The sequence below is a fragment of the Buttiauxella sp. WJP83 genome (genome assembly GCF_027594725.1).
Classification (GTDB): domain Bacteria; phylum Pseudomonadota; class Gammaproteobacteria; order Enterobacterales; family Enterobacteriaceae; genus Buttiauxella; species Buttiauxella selenatireducens.
This window is the reverse complement of record NZ_CP110080.1, coordinates 3,776,570-3,794,338: the sequence shown is the minus strand read 5'-3', so window position 1 is coordinate 3,794,338 and position 17,769 is coordinate 3,776,570. Positions and strand designations below refer to the sequence as shown.

The 17,769-nt window shown below is 49.7% G+C and carries 18 protein-coding genes; 12 read left to right on the top strand and 6 right to left on the bottom strand.

Translation table 11 applies throughout. The annotated features are described in order from the left end of the window. Position 1: 1 nt before the first annotated feature. From lpxA to OH773_RS17545, 9 genes are all read left to right on the top strand, one after another. A complete protein-coding gene (lpxA, locus tag OH773_RS17585; RefSeq protein ID WP_183272840.1) occupies positions 2-790 on the top strand; it encodes an acyl-ACP--UDP-N-acetylglucosamine O-acyltransferase in 789 nt (262 codons plus the stop codon). After that, complete coding sequence (gene lpxB, locus OH773_RS17580) at positions 791-1,930, top strand: lipid-A-disaccharide synthase (RefSeq protein WP_270140469.1); 1,140 nt, start codon at positions 791-793, stop codon at positions 1,928-1,930. Next, complete coding sequence (rnhB, locus tag OH773_RS17575) at positions 1,927-2,523, top strand: ribonuclease HII (RefSeq protein ID WP_270140467.1); 597 nt, start codon at positions 1,927-1,929, stop codon at positions 2,521-2,523. The genes lpxB and rnhB overlap by 4 nt, the downstream gene beginning before the upstream one ends. 38 nt (positions 2,524-2,561) lie before the next feature. Continuing rightward, the gene (dnaE, locus tag OH773_RS17570; RefSeq protein WP_270140465.1) at positions 2,562-6,044 is read left to right on the top strand and encodes a DNA polymerase III subunit alpha; all 3,483 of its coding nucleotides are present in this window, start codon (positions 2,562-2,564) and stop codon (positions 6,042-6,044) included. A gap of 12 nt (positions 6,045-6,056) precedes the next feature. Beyond that, a complete protein-coding gene (gene accA, locus OH773_RS17565) occupies positions 6,057-7,016 on the top strand; it encodes an acetyl-CoA carboxylase carboxyl transferase subunit alpha (RefSeq protein ID WP_183272844.1) in 960 nt (319 codons plus the stop codon). A gap of 155 nt (positions 7,017-7,171) precedes the next feature. Next, a complete protein-coding gene (locus OH773_RS17560; RefSeq protein ID WP_270145937.1) occupies positions 7,172-9,313 on the top strand; it encodes a lysine decarboxylase LdcC in 2,142 nt (713 codons plus the stop codon). Between the two features lie 8 nt (positions 9,314-9,321). Then, positions 9,322-9,711 (top strand): VOC family protein, encoded by a 390-nt coding sequence (locus OH773_RS17555; RefSeq protein ID WP_270140462.1) that lies wholly within the window; start codon positions 9,322-9,324, stop codon positions 9,709-9,711. A 78-nt stretch (positions 9,712-9,789) separates the two neighbouring features. Then, complete coding sequence (gene tilS, locus OH773_RS17550) at positions 9,790-11,100, top strand: tRNA lysidine(34) synthetase TilS (protein ID WP_270140460.1); 1,311 nt, start codon at positions 9,790-9,792, stop codon at positions 11,098-11,100. After that, positions 11,097-11,408 carry a c-type cytochrome gene (locus OH773_RS17545; protein WP_270140458.1) on the top strand — a complete coding sequence of 104 codons (312 nt, stop codon included), beginning with the start codon at positions 11,097-11,099 and terminating at the stop codon, positions 11,406-11,408. Before tilS ends, OH773_RS17545 begins: the two co-directional genes overlap by 4 nt. A 51-nt stretch (positions 11,409-11,459) precedes the next feature. Here OH773_RS17545 and rof read toward each other — a convergent pair whose 3' ends face one another. After that, positions 11,460-11,720, bottom strand: coding sequence for a Rho-binding antiterminator (gene rof, locus OH773_RS17540; RefSeq protein WP_183272848.1), 261 nt, complete (start codon positions 11,718-11,720; stop codon positions 11,460-11,462). Continuing rightward, positions 11,707-11,907, bottom strand: coding sequence for a YaeP family protein (locus tag OH773_RS17535; RefSeq protein ID WP_183272849.1), 201 nt, complete (start codon positions 11,905-11,907; stop codon positions 11,707-11,709). The genes rof and OH773_RS17535 overlap by 14 nt, the downstream gene beginning before the upstream one ends. Before the next feature lie 204 nt (positions 11,908-12,111). Here OH773_RS17535 and OH773_RS17530 point away from each other — a divergent pair, with 204 nt between their 5' ends. The 3 genes from OH773_RS17530 to nlpE are packed head-to-tail and all read left to right on the top strand — an operon-like array spanning position 12,112 to position 13,807. Next, positions 12,112-12,654 (top strand): YaeQ family protein, encoded by a 543-nt coding sequence (locus OH773_RS17530; protein WP_270140455.1) that lies wholly within the window; start codon positions 12,112-12,114, stop codon positions 12,652-12,654. Continuing rightward, on the top strand, positions 12,654-13,073 hold the full coding sequence (gene arfB / locus OH773_RS17525; protein WP_270140453.1) for an alternative ribosome rescue aminoacyl-tRNA hydrolase ArfB: 420 nt from the start codon (positions 12,654-12,656) through the stop codon (positions 13,071-13,073). The genes OH773_RS17530 and arfB overlap by 1 nt, the downstream gene beginning before the upstream one ends. 38 nt (positions 13,074-13,111) lie before the next feature. Further along, complete coding sequence (nlpE, locus tag OH773_RS17520) at positions 13,112-13,807, top strand: envelope stress response activation lipoprotein NlpE (protein ID WP_270140451.1); 696 nt, start codon at positions 13,112-13,114, stop codon at positions 13,805-13,807. A 63-nt stretch (positions 13,808-13,870) separates the two neighbouring features. On the opposite strand, the gene proS is transcribed toward nlpE, so the two are convergent. The 4 genes from proS to metQ form a co-directional block, all read right to left on the bottom strand. Then, complete coding sequence (gene proS, locus OH773_RS17515) at positions 13,871-15,589, bottom strand: proline--tRNA ligase (RefSeq protein WP_270140449.1); 1,719 nt, start codon at positions 15,587-15,589, stop codon at positions 13,871-13,873. 113 nt (positions 15,590-15,702) lie between these two features. Then, a complete protein-coding gene (gene tsaA, locus OH773_RS17510; RefSeq protein ID WP_270140447.1) occupies positions 15,703-16,410 on the bottom strand; it encodes a tRNA (N6-threonylcarbamoyladenosine(37)-N6)-methyltransferase TrmO in 708 nt (235 codons plus the stop codon). Continuing rightward, positions 16,407-16,811 (bottom strand): Rcs stress response system protein RcsF, encoded by a 405-nt coding sequence (gene rcsF / locus OH773_RS17505; RefSeq protein WP_270140445.1) that lies wholly within the window; start codon positions 16,809-16,811, stop codon positions 16,407-16,409. The genes tsaA and rcsF overlap by 4 nt, the downstream gene beginning before the upstream one ends. Before the next feature lie 115 nt (positions 16,812-16,926). Beyond that, positions 16,927-17,742, bottom strand: a complete 816-nt coding sequence (gene metQ, locus OH773_RS17500; RefSeq protein WP_183272855.1) for a methionine ABC transporter substrate-binding lipoprotein MetQ — start codon at positions 17,740-17,742, stop codon at positions 16,927-16,929. Positions 17,743-17,769: the final 27 nt, after the last annotated feature.

The window sequence follows — 17,769 nt, the reverse complement described above, 5'->3', positions numbered from 1 at the left end:
CGTGATTGATAAATCCGCCTTTATTCATCCATCCGCCATTGTGGAAGACGGTGCCGTCATTGGTGCTAACGTCCATATTGGTCCGTTTTGTATTGTTGGTCCGCATGTTGAGATAGGTGACGGTACCGTTCTGAAATCTCATGTTGTGGTAAATGGTCATACGACTATTGGCCGTGATAACGAGATTTATCAGTTCGCATCCATTGGTGAAGTTAACCAGGATCTTAAATATGCTGGTGAACCGACTCGTGTGGAGATTGGCGACCGCAACCGCATTCGCGAAAGCGTCACCATCCATCGTGGAACAGAACAGGGCGGTGGTTTGACGAAGGTGGGCAGTGATAACTTACTGATGATTAACGCCCATGTGGCGCATGATTGCACAGTTGGTAATCGCTGTATCCTCGCAAATAACGCAACACTTGCTGGCCATGTTTCCGTTGATGATTTCGCAATAATCGGCGGCATGACCGCGGTTCACCAGTTCTGTATTATTGGTGCGCACGTGATGGTAGGTGGCTGTTCCGGTGTGGCACAAGATGTTCCACCATATGTTATTGCGCAGGGCAACCACGCGACGCCGTTTGGCGTGAATATCGAAGGGCTCAAACGCCGTGGTTTCAGTAGAGAAGCAATCCACGCGGTTCGTAACGCGTATAAAATTCTCTACCGCAGCGGGAAAACCTTCGAAGAAGCTAAGCCTGAAATTGCTCAAATTGCCGAGCAACATCCAGAAGTGAACGCATTTGTTGAATTCTTTGCTCGTTCAACGCGTGGTCTGATTCGCTAAATGAAACCTGGTCGTCCGCTTACGATTGCCCTGGTCGCCGGAGAAACTTCCGGCGATATTCTTGGTGCAGGTCTGATTCGAGCTTTAAAGGCTCGGGTTCCTGATGCCCGCTTTGTGGGTGTCGCGGGTCCATTGATGCAAGCCGAAGGCTGCGAAGCCTGGTATGAGATGGAAGAACTGGCTGTGATGGGTATTGTTGAAGTACTCGGGCGCCTGCGTCGATTACTCCATATTCGTGCCGATCTGACGCGCCGTTTTACTGAATTGCGGCCTGATGTTTTTGTCGGTATTGATGCGCCGGACTTTAACATCACTCTGGAAGGCAATCTCAAAAAACAAGGTATTCGCACCATTCATTACGTCAGTCCCTCCGTTTGGGCGTGGCGCCAAAAACGTGTTTTCAAAATCGGCAGAGCAACGGATTTAGTGCTCGCATTTCTGCCTTTCGAAAAAGCGTTTTACGATAAGTTTAACGTCCCGTGCCGCTTTATCGGTCATACCATGGCTGATGCCATGGCACTCGATCCCGATAAAAATGCCGCACGCGCGACGTTAGGTATTTCCCCTGATGCTAAATGCCTGGCGTTACTTCCGGGTAGTCGCAGTGCAGAAGTTGAAATGCTCAGTGCTGATTTCCTCAAAACCGCACTTATGCTGCGCGAACGTTTTCCTGGTCTGGAAATTGTTGTGCCGCTGGTGAACGCTAAGCGCCGCGAACAGTTTGAACGTATCAAAGCAGAAGTGGCTCCCGATCTGACTATGCACTTGCTGAATGGGCAAGGGCGCGAAGCCATGATCGCAAGTGATGCCGCATTGCTAGCATCAGGCACCGCGGCACTTGAGTGCATGCTGGCAAAATGTCCGATGGTCGTCGGATATCGCATGAAGCCATTCACCTTCTGGTTGGCGAAGCGTCTGGTCAAAACCGATTACGTTTCACTGCCTAATTTGCTCGCCGGTCGCGAACTGGTGAAAGAGCTATTGCAGGAAGAGTGTGAACCCGACGCGCTTGCGCAGGCACTGGCTCCGTTACTTGAAGACGGCCACCAAATGCACGATACCTTCCGTGAACTGCATCTGCAGATTCGTTGTAATGCCGATGAACAGGCAGCAGATGCAGTGCTGGAGCTCGCACAATGATTGAATTTATTTACCCTCATACGCATCTGGTTGCGGGTGTTGATGAAGTGGGCCGTGGCCCTTTAGTTGGCGCGGTTGTCACTGCTGCGGTGATTCTTGATCCTCTCAATCCCATTGTCGGCCTGGCTGATTCTAAAAAATTATCAGAAAAACGCCGTCTGGCTCTGTATGACGAAATTACAGAAAAAGCGCTGGCCTGGAGTCTTGGCCGTGCTGAGCCGGAAGAGATTGATCAATTAAACATACTGCATGCCACCATGTTAGCGATGCAGCGTGCCGTTGCGGGCCTTGCGGTTGTGCCTGAATATGTGCTGATTGATGGCAACCGCTGCCCGGCGCTACCGATGCCTTCACTGGCGGTAGTTAAAGGCGACAGCCGGGTTGCAGAAATTAGCGCGGCGTCAATAATTGCCAAAGTGACGCGCGATCGTGAAATGACAGAGCTCGATCTCTGTTATCCGCAATACGGATTTGCCCAACACAAGGGTTACCCTACCGCTTTTCATCTGGAAAAGTTGGCAGAGCATGGTGCTACTGAACATCATCGTCGTAGTTTTGCTCCGGTCAAACGCGCTCTCGGACTGGCGTCCTGATTTGCGGACGTACGTTACACATCTAAACGGAATGAGAAATGGCTGAACCACGTTTCGTACACCTCCGGGTGCACAGCGACTACTCTATGGTTGATGGCCTGGCAAAAACCGCTCCGCTGGTGAAGAAAGCCGCGGCGATGGGGATGCCAGCCATTGCTATCACCGATTTTACGAACCTTTGCGGGTTGGTGAAATTCTATGGTGCTGCCCATGGTGCAGGGCTCAAGCCGATCATCGGGGCTGATTTTAACGTAGCCAATGAATTGTTAGGTGATGAGTTCAGCCATCTAACCGTTCTCGCCAGCGATAATGTCGGTTATCAAAATCTTACCCTGCTAATTTCAAAAGCCTACCAGCGTGGGTATGGCGCTGCGGGCCCGATTGTTGACCGAAGCTGGCTTGCCGAACTCAACGAAGGGCTGATCCTGCTCTCTGGTGGGCGTATGGGGGATATTGGCAAAAACTTGTTGCGTGGAAATACGGCACAGCTTGATCAGTGCCTGGAATTTTACCAGCAGTATTTTGCCGATCGCTTCTATCTGGAGCTGATTCGTACCGGTCGCCCCGATGAAGAAAGCTATTTGCATGCTGCTGTGGCTCTTGCTGATGAACGGGGTTTGCCGGTGGTGGCGACCAACGATGTCAGATTTATCGAAGCCACAGACTTTGATGCCCACGAAATCCGCGTCGCGATTCATGATGGCTTTACACTTGATGACCCAAAACGCCCACGCAATTACTCTTCGCAGCAATATTTGCGCACTGAAGAAGAGATGTGTGAGCTGTTTTCAGATATCCCGGAAGCGCTGGAAAACAGTGTAGAAATCGCCAAGCGTTGTAATGTCACGGTACGCCTCGGCGAGTACTTCCTGCCACAATTCCCAACTGGTGAAATGTCGACAGAAGATTTCCTGGTGATGAAATCCAGGGAAGGGTTAGAAGATCGTCTGGAATTCTTATTCAAGGATCCTGAAGAACGCGCCGCAAAAAGACCGCCTTATGACGAACGTCTGGAAATCGAACTTAAAGTTATCAACCAGATGGGGTTCCCTGGCTACTTCCTTATCGTAATGGAATTTATCCAGTGGTCGAAAGATAACGGCGTGCCGGTTGGGCCGGGTCGTGGTTCTGGTGCGGGTTCACTGGTCGCTTACGCACTGAAAATTACCGATCTCGATCCTCTGGAGTTTGATCTGCTTTTCGAACGCTTCCTTAACCCGGAACGTGTTTCGATGCCTGACTTCGATATCGACTTCTGTATGGAAAAACGTGACTGGGTTATCGATCACGTGGCAGAAATGTACGGGCGTGAAGCGGTATCACAGATCATCACCTTCGGTACAATGGCGGCAAAAGCGGTTATCCGCGATGTGGGTCGTGTACTGGGGCATCCTTACGGTTTTGTCGATCGTATTTCCAAGCTCATCCCGCCAGATCCAGGGATGACGCTTGCTAAAGCCTTCGAGGCCGAGCCGCAGCTTCCTGAAATTTATGAGGCTGACGAAGAAGTTAAAGCGCTGATCGACATGGCGCGCAAACTTGAAGGTGTGACGCGTAACGCCGGCAAACACGCCGGTGGTGTGGTCATTGCACCCACAAAAATTACCGATTTTGCGCCACTTTATTGTGACGATCAGGGGCAAAACCCGGTCACCCAGTTTGATAAAAACGATGTGGAATATGCCGGCCTGGTGAAGTTCGACTTCCTCGGTTTGCGTACGCTGACGATCATCGACTGGGCGTTGAAGATGATTAACCCACGTCGGGCAAAACAGGGTTTAGAGCCGATTGATATCGCCGCTATCCCGCTCGACGACAAGAAAAGCTTCGACATGTTGCAACGCTCGGAAACCACCGCGGTCTTCCAGCTTGAATCCCGCGGCATGAAAGATCTGATTAAGCGTCTGCAGCCGGACTGCTTCGAAGATATGATCGCTCTGGTGGCACTGTTCCGTCCCGGCCCGTTGCAATCAGGCATGGTAGATAACTTTATCGACCGTAAGCATGGGCGAGAAGCGATCTCTTATCCGGATATTCAATGGCAGCATGAAAGCCTGAAACCTGTGCTGGAGCCGACCTACGGCATCATCCTGTACCAGGAACAGGTTATGCAGATTGCGCAGGTGCTGGCGGGTTATTCGCTAGGCGGCGCGGATATGTTGCGTCGTGCGATGGGTAAAAAGAACCCGGTCGAAATGGCGAAGCAACGTGGTGGTTTTGAAGATGGCGCGAAGTCTCGTGGCGTTGATGGTGAACTGGCCATTAAAATCTTTGACCTGGTAGAGAAATTTGCCGGTTATGGATTTAACAAATCTCACTCCGCAGCTTATGCGCTGGTTTCATACCAGACTCTGTGGTTAAAAGCGCACTATCCTGCAGAATTTATGGCCGCAGTAATGACTGCGGATATGGACAACACCGAGAAAATTGTTGGCCTGGTGGATGAATGCTGGCGCATGGGCCTGAAAATACTGCCACCGGATATTAACTCTGGGCTGTACCATTTCCACGTGAATGACGACGGGGAAATTGTATATGGCATTGGCGCAATTAAAGGTGTTGGCGAAGGTCCAATCGAAGCGATAATTGAGGCGCGTAACGAAGGCGGATATTTCCGCGAATTGTTCGACCTCTGTGCGCGTGCTGACGTTAAAAAACTCAATAAACGCATCCTGGAAAAATTAGTGATGTCCGGGGCGTTTGACCGCCTTGGGCCACACCGAGCAGCACTGATGAATGCGCTGCCCGATGCGCTGAAAGCTGCAGATCAGCACGCGAAAGCCGAGGCTATCGGCCAGGTGGATATGTTCGGTGTGCTGGCAGATGAGCCGGAGCAGGTCGAACAGTCTTATGCCAGCGTAATTCCGTGGCCTGAGCAAGTGGTACTGGACGGTGAACGTGAAACGTTGGGCTTGTATCTTACCGGCCACCCGATTACTCAGTACCTGAAAGAAATTGAGCGTTATGTCGGTGGCATGCGCCTAAAAGAGATGCACCCGACAGAACGTGGTAAAATGACCACGGCTGCGGGTCTGGTGATTGCTTCGCGGGTGATGGTGACCAAGCGCGGCAATCGCATTGGCATCTGTACTCTGGATGACCGTTCTGGTCGTCTGGAAGTGATGCTATTCACAGATGCGTTAGAAAAGTACCAACATCTGTTGGAAAAAGACCGTATCCTGATCGTCAGCGGACAGGTCAGCTTTGATGACTTCAGCGGTGGCCTTAAAATGACCGCTCGCGAAGTAATGGACATTGACGAGGCCCGCGAAAAGTATGCGCGTGGGCTTGCTATCTCGCTGACGGACAGGCAAATTGATGACCAGCTTTTGAACCGTCTCCGTCAGTCTCTGGAACCCCATCGTTCGGGGACCATTCCAGTACATCTCTACTATCAGAGAGCGGATGCACGAGCGCGTTTGCGTTTTGGCGCAGCATGGCGTGTATCCCCAAGCGATCGTTTGCTCAATGAGCTTCGCACGCTGATAGGCCCGGAGCAGGTGGAACTGGAGTTTGACTAATACAGGAATATTATGAGTCTGAATTTCCTCGATTTTGAACAGCCGATTGCAGAGCTGGAAGCGAAAATTGATTCCCTGACTGCAGTTAGCCGTCAGGACGAAAAGTTAGATATTAATCTCGACGAAGAAGTGCAGCGTCTACGTGAAAAAAGCGTAGAACTCACACGTAAAATTTTCGCCGATTTAGGAGCATGGCAGATTGCTCAACTGGCGCGTCATCCGCAGCGCCCGTATACGCTTGATTATCTGCGTCTGGCTTTCGATGAGTTTGATGAGCTGGCGGGTGACCGTGCGTATGCTGACGATAAAGCTATTGTTGGCGGGATTGCGCGTTTAGAGGGGCGTCCTGTGATGGTCATTGGCCATCAGAAAGGCCGTGAAACCAAAGAGAAGATTCGCCGTAACTTCGGTATGCCAGCACCAGAAGGCTATCGTAAAGCGCTGCGTTTGATGGAAATGGCTGAGCGTTTCAATATGCCAATCATTACTTTCATCGACACCCCAGGAGCATATCCTGGCGTGGGTGCTGAAGAACGTGGCCAATCAGAGGCTATCGCTCGCAACTTACGCGAAATGTCTGGCCTGAAAGTGCCGGTCATTTGTACCGTAATTGGTGAAGGTGGTTCTGGTGGTGCGTTGGCGATTGGTGTGGGCGATAAAGTGAATATGCTGCAGTACAGTACCTATTCCGTTATCTCTCCGGAAGGTTGTGCGTCAATTCTGTGGAAAAGTGCTGATAAAGCACCTATTGCCGCAGAAGCGATGGGCATCATTGCTCCACGCCTGAAAGAACTGAAGCTTATCGATTCTGTGATCCCTGAGCCACTGGGCGGTGCGCACCGTAATGTGGAAGCGATGGCTGCATCACTGAAAGCGCAACTGCTGGCTGATTTGGCTGATTTGGACGTGCTGAATACCGAAGAGCTGCTGGCTCGTCGTTATCATCGTCTGATGAGCTACGGCTACGCGTGATAGCGTGAATACGTGAAAAAGAAGGCTGGAAGCAATTCTGGCCTTTTTTATTGCCTGAAATCGATACTTTAAGAAGCTTTACACCTCGACACTTGTCCTGAATGCAATTTCAATAAACTATGCTTACCTGAAGTATTTTTGCCAGGAGGTGAGTGTTGAATATTATTGCAATCATGGGGACGCACGGCGTTTACTATAAAGACGAGCCAATCAAAGAGCTGCATCAAGCACTGGAAATACAAGGTTTCCGGCTCATCTACCCCACCAACAGCACCGACTTGTTGAAACTTATCGAACACAATCCCCGCATTTGCGGCGTCATCTTTGACTGGGACGAGTACAGCCTGGATTTATGCAGTGAAATTAATTCGCTGAATGAATATTTACCACTGTACGCGTTTATCAATACGCACTCATCACTTGATGTCAGCATCAACGAGATGCGCATGGCACTGTGGTTTTTCGAATATGCGCTCAGTGTCGCCGACGATATCGCGTTGCGTATCCGCCAGTACACCAATGAATATCTGGATAACATCACTCCGCCGTTGACTAAAGCGTTATTCAACTATGTTAACGAAGGGAAATACACCTTCTGCACGCCAGGCCACATGGCGGGTACGGCCTACCAGAAAAGCCCGGTTGGCTGCCTGTTTTATGATTTCTTTGGGGCGAATACGCTCAAAGCGGATGTCTCAATCTCTGTCACCGAGCTGGGTTCTTTGCTTGATCACACCGGGCCACATCTTGAAGCTGAGGAGTATATTGCGCGGACTTTTGGCGCAGAACAGAGCTACATGGTGACTAACGGTACTTCGACATCGAATAAAATTGTCGGCATGTACGCGGCCCCCTCTGGCAGTACGGTGCTTATTGACCGTAATTGCCACAAATCGTTGGCTCATTTGCTAATGATGAGCGACCTGGTGCCCATCTGGTTAAAACCGACGCGTAATGCATTGGGTATTTTAGGCGGCATTCCAAAGCGTGAATTTATGCGTGAGAGCATCGAAGAAAAAGTCGCTGCCACGGAAAATGCGCAGTGGCCAGTACATGCGGTAATCACTAACTCAACTTACGACGGTTTGCTATATAACACTGAATTCATTAAGCAAGCGCTCGATGTTCCTTCAATACACTTTGATTCTGCCTGGGTGCCGTATACCAACTTCCATCCTATTTATCAGGGGAAAAGCGGTATGAGTGGCGATCGTGTGCCGGGGAAAGTGATTTACGAAACGCAGTCGACACATAAATTATTGGCCGCTTTGTCCCAGGCCTCGCTTATCCATATCAAAGGCGATTACGACGAACAGACGTTCAATGAGTCTTACATGATGCATACGACCACTTCGCCAAGTTATCCGCTGGTGGCATCGATTGAAACTGCAGCAGCGATGCTGCGCGGAAATCCGGGCAAGCGGTTGATCAACCGTTCGGTCGAGCGCGCATTACATTTTCGCCGCGAGGTTCAACGTTTACGCGAGGAGTCTGAGGATTGGTTCTTCGATATTTGGCAGCCGGAGTTCATCGATGAAGCGGCTTGCTGGCCAATTTCACCAGGTGAAGAAGACTGGCATGGATTCAAGGATGCTGATGCTGACCACATGTACCTCGACCCAATCAAAGTCACGATTCTGACCCCGGGAATGGATGAGCAGGGCACAATGGCCGAGGAGGGGATTCCGGCGGCATTGCTCGCGAAATTCCTCGATGAGCGCGGCGTTGTTGTCGAAAAAACCGGACCGTACAACCTGCTATTTCTGTTCAGTATTGGCATAGACAAAACCAAAGCACTCAGTTTGCTGCGGGGTTTGACGGAGTTTAAACGAGCCTACGATCTCAATTTGCGTGTGAAAAACATGCTGCCAGATTTGTACGCGGAAGACCCTGATTTCTACCGCAACATGCGGATTCAAGATTTGGCGCAAGGTATCCATAAACTGATTAAACAGCATAATCTTTCGGACCTTATGCTGCGTGCATTCGATGTGCTGCCAGAAATGAAGATGACGCCGTATAAGGCTTATCAGCAGCAAGTCAAAGGGAACGTTGAAACGGTCGAAATTGAACAACTGTTGAATCGTGTTTCCGCCAATATGATTCTGCCTTATCCGCCGGGGGTGCCGGTGGTGATGCCGGGAGAGATGATTACCCATGAAAGCCGTGCGGTGCTCGATTTCTTGTTGATGCTTTGTTCGGTAGGGGAGCATTATCCAGGGTTCGAAACGGATATCCATGGTGCCAAACTGGGTGACGATGGAATTTATAGAGTTCGGGTCTTAAAAACGGTTTAGGAGCATTTATGCTGGATTTAAAGCAAGTTCACCACATCGCTATCATTGCCTCGGACTACGCAATCAGTAAGCATTTTTATTGCGATATTCTGGGCTTCACGTTGCAAGCTGAAGCTTATCGCGAGGAGCGGGATTCCTGGAAAGGTGATTTGGCGCTGAATGGCCAATATGTCATCGAGCTGTTCTCATTTCCTTTTCCGCCAGCGCGCCCAAGCCGCCCTGAAGCCTGCGGACTGCGCCATCTGGCATTTAGCGTTGATAACATCGATAGCGCAATTGCTCATCTTGAGAATCATGGCGTGAAATGTGAACCGGTACGTATCGATCCTTTCACGGATAAGCGTTTTACTTTCTTTAATGACCCGGATGGGTTGCCGCTGGAGTTGTATCAGCAATAAGTCATCTGACAGTAACGCTTGCCTCCTCTGACATAGCCCAGTAACGTGCTGGGCAAATCCTTATTTAAATTACTGACTATGCAACTTCGTCCTCTAATCACATTACTGCAGCCGCACCAAAAATTGCTGGTGGCGTTTAGTGGCGGGCTGGACTCCACGGTTTTGCTTCATCAGTTAGTCACGCTGCGTGACACCCAGGCTTCTCATTATCAAATTCGCGCAATGCATATTCATCATGGCTTAAGCCCTTTTGCCGAAGAATGGGTGGAGCATTGCCGGAAAGTATGCACGCAATGGAACGTGCCGTTTGAGGTAAAACGAGTGCAACTTGCCGAAGATGGACTGGGAATTGAAGCTCACGCTCGAGCCGCACGTTATCAGGCACTGGCAAATGCATTAAAGCCTCAAGAAGTACTGCTTACAGCACAGCATCTTGACGACCAATGTGAAACGTTTTTGCTCGCTTTGAAGCGTGGGAGTGGCCCAGCAGGATTAGCCGCAATGCCTGAGCGCTTGTCTTTTGGTGATACTGAATTAATCCGTCCGTTACTTGGGCAAACACGTAAACAACTGGAAGCATGGGCGGTTGAGCACCAGTTAACGTGGATAGAAGACGAAAGTAATCAAGACGACAGCTATGATCGTAATTTCCTACGGTTGCGAGTACTTCCCGAAATACAACAACGCTGGCCCCATTTCCCGCAAAGTGTCGCGCGCAGTGCTGAGTTATGTGGCGAGCAAGAGCAACTCCTTGATGAGTTGCTGTCTGAACAACTGAATAATCTGATTCAGCCTGACGGGTCGTTATTAATTGAGCCTATGCAGGCGTTAAGCGATATTCGTCGCGCAGCGCTACTGCGTCGTTGGTTTTCCCGGCAGAAAGCGGTAATGCCCTCCAGGGCCGCTCTCGTACGCGTATGGGATGAAGTGGCAACCAGCCGTGAAGATGCTAATCCGCGCTTGAAGTTTGGCGGCCATGAAGTCCGTCGTTTTCAGAAGGCATTGTATTGGCTGCCGATCAGCAACGGTCTGGCAGATGAAGTGGTTTGCTGGGCAGCACCTTTCGATCCATTAGCTTTGCCTGACGGTTTGGGAACTATCCAACGTGCGGCAATAGGGCAAGAAATCCGCGCCCCTCTGGAGAACGAACCGGTGACGGTGCGTTTTAAAGCTTCAGGCCAGTTCCACATTGTTGGGCGCGAGCGTGGGCGAAGTCTGAAAAAAATATGGCAAGAATTGGGGTTTCCGCCCTGGCAGCGGGAAAGAACGCCGCTGTTATATTATGGCGAACAATTGATTGCCGCTCTGGGCGTTTTTGTTACCCGGGATGGAAAAGCGACTGAACAATCATGCTGGCGTATCGACTGGCAAAAGGGAGATAAACAATGAAGAGAATGATTTTTCTTGCTGGCGCACTGTTGTGTGCTCAGCCTGTTCAGGCAAAAGGTGATGCAGCAGCCGGTGAGCAGAAAGCAATGATGTGCGTGGCGTGCCATGGAGCAACAGGGAAAGTTTCTGTACCGATGTACCCAAATCTTGCGGGGCAAAACCAGGCGTATCTTGAGCACTCATTGCAAGCGTATAAAAAGGGTGAACGTAGCGGCGGGCAAGCTGAAGTGATGAAGGCGTATGTTAGCGGTTTGTCTGATGAGGATATTAGCAATCTGGCAGCCTACTACGCTTCGATGAAACCGTAGTTAAAAAAACGGGCAGCCTCAGGCTGCCCGCGCATGCGGATACTTTGCGTATCAGGACTCGCTGACGACGACAGTCCCAATTTCAGGATGGCTGAAACTGGTAATTTTATCGAGGCGAACTTCGCGAGTGGCACCGGCATCATCGACAATCAAATATTCGACGTTTTTACGAGACACCAGGTCACTGGCTTTCGCCTTGAAAACTTCTCCGCTCTTTAACTCCAGCGTCAATAATAAGTGATGCTGGCAGGCGAGCTCGAGATTGTCATAATCATCACAATTGATGGGTTGATAGGCATCATTCATTGACATAATCGCTCACCAGTAAGTTCGCGGCAGCATACGCCGCCTGTTCCCTAATAGATTCTGGTTGTGCTTCATCGGAAGCCACTTCGTTCAGCACCTTCAAGACGCAACCCAGTGCATCCGGAATGTAACCCAAATCTCCGCTGGCTATTTCCGCATAGCGCTTTCGTACTAATTCACAATACTTTTCCACACGCCCTCCTTTCAGAGTCCCGACCTCAGACTTAATCGTGGGATGCCAGTTAAGCCTACGAAGATAAACTCTGTTTAGCAAGGTGACTATACCACAGGCATGAAACCGATATCAGCAGCGTAACTCTCTACTATCGTGAATACATAACAGCGTTTTAGCGAGGTTTTCGTTACAATGACGGCCTAATTAGTGTGGAGAAGTGTGATGGCGTTAAAAGCGACAATCTATAAAGCGATGGTGAATGTTGCCGATCTCGACAGAAATCAGTTCCTGGATAGCAACCTGACGCTTGCGCGCCATCCCTCGGAAACTCAAGAACGCATGATGTTGCGTTTGCTGGCGTGGATTAAATATGCCAATGAGCGGCTGCAATTTACCCGTGGATTAAGTGCTGAAGATGAGCCGGAAATCTGGCTGCGCAACGATCATATGGGCATCGACTTGTGGATTGAACTCGGTCTGCCAGAGGAAAAACGCCTGAAAAAAGCGTGCAGCCAATCAGGTGAAGTGGCGTTGTTTACCTATAACAGCCGTGCCGCTGAAATCTGGTGGCAGCAACATCAAAACAAACTCAAGCAGTATCAGAATTTGTCTATCTGGTATCTCGATGATGAGCAGTTGGCGAAACTGTGTGAGTTCGGTACGCGTTCTATGAATTTGCAGGCCACTATTCAGGATGGCGCGATTTGGCTGTCAGACGCTGAGAATAATCTCGAAATTCACTTCACGGCCTGGCAGCATCATTAATGATTGTTGTCTCCAGGGCGGTAGCAATACCGGACAGTGAAGTCACCATTACGGCTATTCGCGCGCAAGGGGCGGGTGGTCAACATGTGAATAAAACCTCAACGGCAATCCACTTGCGTTTTGACATTCGTGCATCGAGCCTGCCAGAGTACTATAAAGAACGCTTGTTGGCGGCTAGCCACCACCTGATTACACCTGATGGTGTCGTGGTGATAAAGGCGCAAGAGTATCGTAGCCAGGAAATGAATCGTGAAGCGGCGGTGGCAAGACTCGTTTCCTTGATTCAGGAATTAACCGTTGAGCAAAAAAGTCGCCGGGCAACTCGTCCAACGCGTGCGTCAAAAGAGCGTCGTCTGGCCTCGAAATCACAAAAATCTACGACCAAGTCTCTACGAGGAAAAGTCCGTCGTCCTGAATGACGAATGGCAAAGAAATTGACCAGCAGAAGGAAGATATGGTGAAAAAGATTCTATTGTCAGCTGTTGCTGTGTGCAGTTTGTTCGCGCTTTTTGGCTGTAATAATCGAGCCGAAGTTCAAGCGTTACAATCGACACAAGTTGCAGAACTGCAACCCATGCAACAAAGCTACCGTGGCGTTTTACCTTGCGCAGATTGCTCAGGAATTGAAACCTCGCTGTTTTTGGAAAAAGATGGCACTTGGGTAATGAATCAACGCTATCAGGGTGCGAAAGAACCGGCAGTGTTCGCTTCTTATGGGAGCTGGGCACGCACGGCTGATAAGTTAGTATTAACTGAGTCAGACGGTGAAAAAATCTATTTCCGTCCTAAAGGTCATAACCTGGAAATGTTGGATCGGGCAGGCAATCCCATTGAGTCAAAGCTCAATTATACATTGCAGCCGATGAAAGATGCGTTGCCCGCGACACCCATGACGATGAAAGGCATGTACAAATACATGGCTGATGCGGCGATTTTCCAGGACTGTGCGACAGGGAAAACCTTTGACGTTGCCAGCAATGCAGAACTTGAGCGAGGGTATGCTGCCGCGCGTGGTGAGGATTTCCAGCCAGTGTTGCTGGTGGTTGAAGCTCACTTTACCTTACAAGCGTCTCCCGATAGCGGTGAGTTGAGAAAAACAGTTGTTGCAGATCGGGCTGCTAAGTTCGAGCCGAAGAAAACCTGCCGCGACTAATCAGATGCATAAAAAAAGCCCCGCTAAGAAGTTAGCGGGGCTTTTTACTGAGTACCAGGGTTCTTAGCGTTTAATCTGCGCCAGCAAGAAATCAATGATTTCGCTGGTTTTGATCATTTGCTTCTCGCCTTCACGACGGTTTTTGTATTCGACTTCTTCGCTATCAAGATTACGATCGCCGATAACGACAGTGTGCGGAATACCAATAAGTTCCATATCAGCAAACATCACGCCTGGACGCTCTTTACGGTCATCCATCAATACGTCGATGCCTTTGGCACGCAGCGTTGAATACAACTCTTCAGCTAATTCTTTCACGCGGAAAGATTTATGCATGTTCATTGGCAGGATAGCAACCTGGAACGGTGCAATCGCATCAGGCCACAGAATGCCACGGTCGTCATAGTTCTGCTCAATGGCTGCCGCCACCACACGAGTGACGCCGATACCGTAGCAACCCATAGTCAGAGTCTGATTGCGGCCATCTTCACCTTGAACAGATGCTTTCATCGCTTCAGAGTATTTCGTGCCGAGCTGGAAGATGTGACCCACTTCGATGCCACGTTTAATCAGCAAAGTACCTTTGCCATCAGGGCTTGGATCGCCTTCAACGACATTACGGATGTCGGCAACTTCTGGCAGCGCCACATCACGCTCCCAGTTAATACCCACGAAATGTTTACCGTCGATATTAGCTCCGGCTGCGAAATCGCTCATCGCCGCCACAGTACGGTCAATTACCACTGGGATTGGTAGGTTAATTGGGCCAAGTGAACCAGGACCTGCTTTAACGATTGCACGAATCTCTTCTTCAGTAGCAAAAGTCAGCGGGCTGGCAACTTGCGGCAGTTTTTCTGCCTTAACTTCATTCAGTTCGTGGTCGCCACGAACCAGAAGAGCAACAAGAGGGTAAGCACTCCCTTCGGTTGCCTTAACCATCAATGTCTTAACGGTTTTTTCAACTGGCAGGTTGAACTGCTCAACCAACTCAGCGATGGTTTTTGCATTCGGAGTATCAATCTGCGTCATTTCAACAGTCGGTGCTGCACGACCACCTGCTGGAGCAACCGCTTCAGCAAATTCAATGTTAGCGGCGTAATCAGACTCAGTTGAGAAGATGACATCATCTTCACCGCTTTGCGCCAGAACCTGGAATTCATGAGATGCGCTGCCGCCGATGGAGCCGGTATCTGCTTCTACCGCGCGGAAATCCAGACCCATACGGGTGAAGATTTTGCTGTAGGCCTGATACATCGCATCGTAAGTTTCCTGCAAAGATTCCTGAGAAGTATGGAAAGAGTAAGCATCTTTCATCAGGAATTCACGGGAACGCATCACGCCGAAACGTGGGCGCACTTCGTCACGGAACTTAGTCTGGATCTGGAAGAAGTTCAGTGGCAATTGTTTGTAAGAGCTCAGCTCGTTACGAATCAGGTCAGTGATGACTTCTTCATGAGTTGGGCCGAGTACAAATGGGCGATCGCCGCGATCAACAAAACGCAGCAGCTCTGGGCCATATTGCTCCCAACGACCACTTTCCTGCCACAGCTCTGCGGGCTGTACAACCGGCATGCTCACCTCGATGGCACCGGCGTTGTTCATTTCTTCACGCACGATGTTTTCGACTTTTTTCAGAACACGCAAACCGGTCGGCAACCAGGCATATAAACCGGAAGCGAGTTTGCGGATCATCCCGGCACGCAGCATCAGTTGATGACTGATGACTTCGGCGTCGGCTGGTGTCTCCTTTAATGTGGAGAGCAGATATTGGCTAGTACGCATGTTGTTACGGTTCCATTTGAACGGCAGATAACTGGCTACCTAAGTAGCCTGATGCAAAATAAGTGAATTAGTTTACCAGTGTGGCAGAGATGTCAAAAGAGAAGGGTGATAAATTAACGAGCTTCGAGAGCAAACACTTCTGAACCTTGATCGGTTACACGCCAGCGAACGTTAAAATCCAACAATAAAACAGCGTAGGTTTTACCGATTTCCTCACCTTTACGGTATGCAGGGCGAGGGTCCTGAGCCAGTACCTGACTGATAAAACGTTCAATGTGGGGATAACGCTTATCAAGCTGTAATAGTTGTTGCTGCACTTCAGCCGTGAAGTAAACAGGCATATCGGCTACAGGGGCATTTTGCGCGTACCCAGCAAGAGCCTGTGGCACGGCTTCGGCAAACGGCAAATAGGGTTTGATATCAACGATTGGTGTACCGTCGACCAAATCCAGACTACCAAGCTGCAAAATGACCTGATCTTTTTGGCAGCGAATCCCTTTCAGCTCAACTAGTGACATACCGATGGGATTGGGTCGGAATGTTGAGCGCGTAGCGAAAACCCCCACTCGTGCATTGCCACCCAGACGAGGAGGGCGCACCGTGGGCCGCCAGCCGCCTTCCATCGTTTGATGAAAAACAAATAGCAGCCATAAATGACTAAAACCTTCGAGGCCGCGAACCGCATCAGCCACGTTAAACGGCGGCAGAAAATGCAATTCCCCACCGCCATCAGCCACCAAACCAGGTTGGCGAGGAACGGCAAACTTCTCTTTATAAGGGGAGTGAATTACGCCGATCTGCTCGAAACGAAAAGCTGTCATTTTGCAGAAACATTCAATGCCGAACCAACACAAACGGCCTGACGGTAGCAACCTGGTGTGCCGCTCGTAACATCACAGCTATGTAATAACACCGCATTCGCTTTCATCTTTGACGCGTTGATTTGCAGGCGTTTACGGGCTGTTGGGATATTTGGTGGAGAATCCTGATTGCTCACCTGGCATGATTCGCCGCTGACTTCACCGAGATCACGGAAAGGTTTACCCACTAACTCTTCAGCATTGCTATAGATTTTGACTGGCGCAGGGCGCACTGCTTTTGGTTTAGCAGGCTCGGTTTTTGGCGGTGTTACGGTGCTTTGAACAGGTTCAACAGGGGATCTGTCTAGCATGGTACAACCGCTCAGCATGACGGCTAATAAACAGATCGGTAAAGCACGCATAATTTTTCCTCAATGAATGATAAAACGCGATTATTGAATCAAGCTATTGCACAAATAACAAGACGGGCATTAGCCCGTCTTAGATTATTTACGCAAAAATATAAAGAATGGAAACTTACCAGCCTTTTACTGCGCCGCCGTTAAAGACTTTGTTTGCTGCTTCGTAAACTTCGTCAGACTGGTAAGCCTGAACGAATTTTTTCACGTTTTCTGCGTCTTTGTTATCTTCACGGGAAACGATCAGGTTCACGTATGGAGAGTCTTTATCTTCAACGAAGATACCGTCTTTCGCAGGAGTCAGGCCAATCTGGCTTGCGTAAGTGGTGTTGATAATAGCCAGAGCAATCTGAGCATCGTCCAGAGAACGTGGTAACTGAGGCGCTTCCAGTTCAACCAGTTTCAGATTTTTAGGGTTTTCAGTGACGTCCAGGACGGTTGGCAGCAGACCAACGCCATCTTTCAATTTAATCAAACCTTGTTTTTGCAGCAGCAGTAATGAACGGCCAAGGTTAGTTGGATCGTTTGGCAAAGCGATCTGCGCGCCAGCTTGCAGTTCATCTACTGATTTGATTTTTTTGGAGTAGCCAGCAATTGGGTAAACGAAGGTATTACCGACAGAAACCAGTTTGTAGCCACGATCTTTGATCTGCTGATCCAGGTATGGTTTGTGCTGGAAGGCGTTAGCATCGATATCGCCTTTGCTCAGCGCTTCGTTAGGCAGAACGTAGTCGTTAAAGGTAACCAGCTCAACATCCAGGCCATATTTCTCTTTTGCAACTTTCTGTGCAACTTCGGCAACCTGCTGTTCAGCACCAACGATGACGCCAACTTTAATATGGTTTGGATCTTTTTCGTCCTGACCACAACCCACGAGTGCCAGGGAACCAATCAAAGCACCAACTGCCGCAAAGGTTTTAAATTTAAAAGACATATCCTTTCCTTACTATGTGTAAAAAAC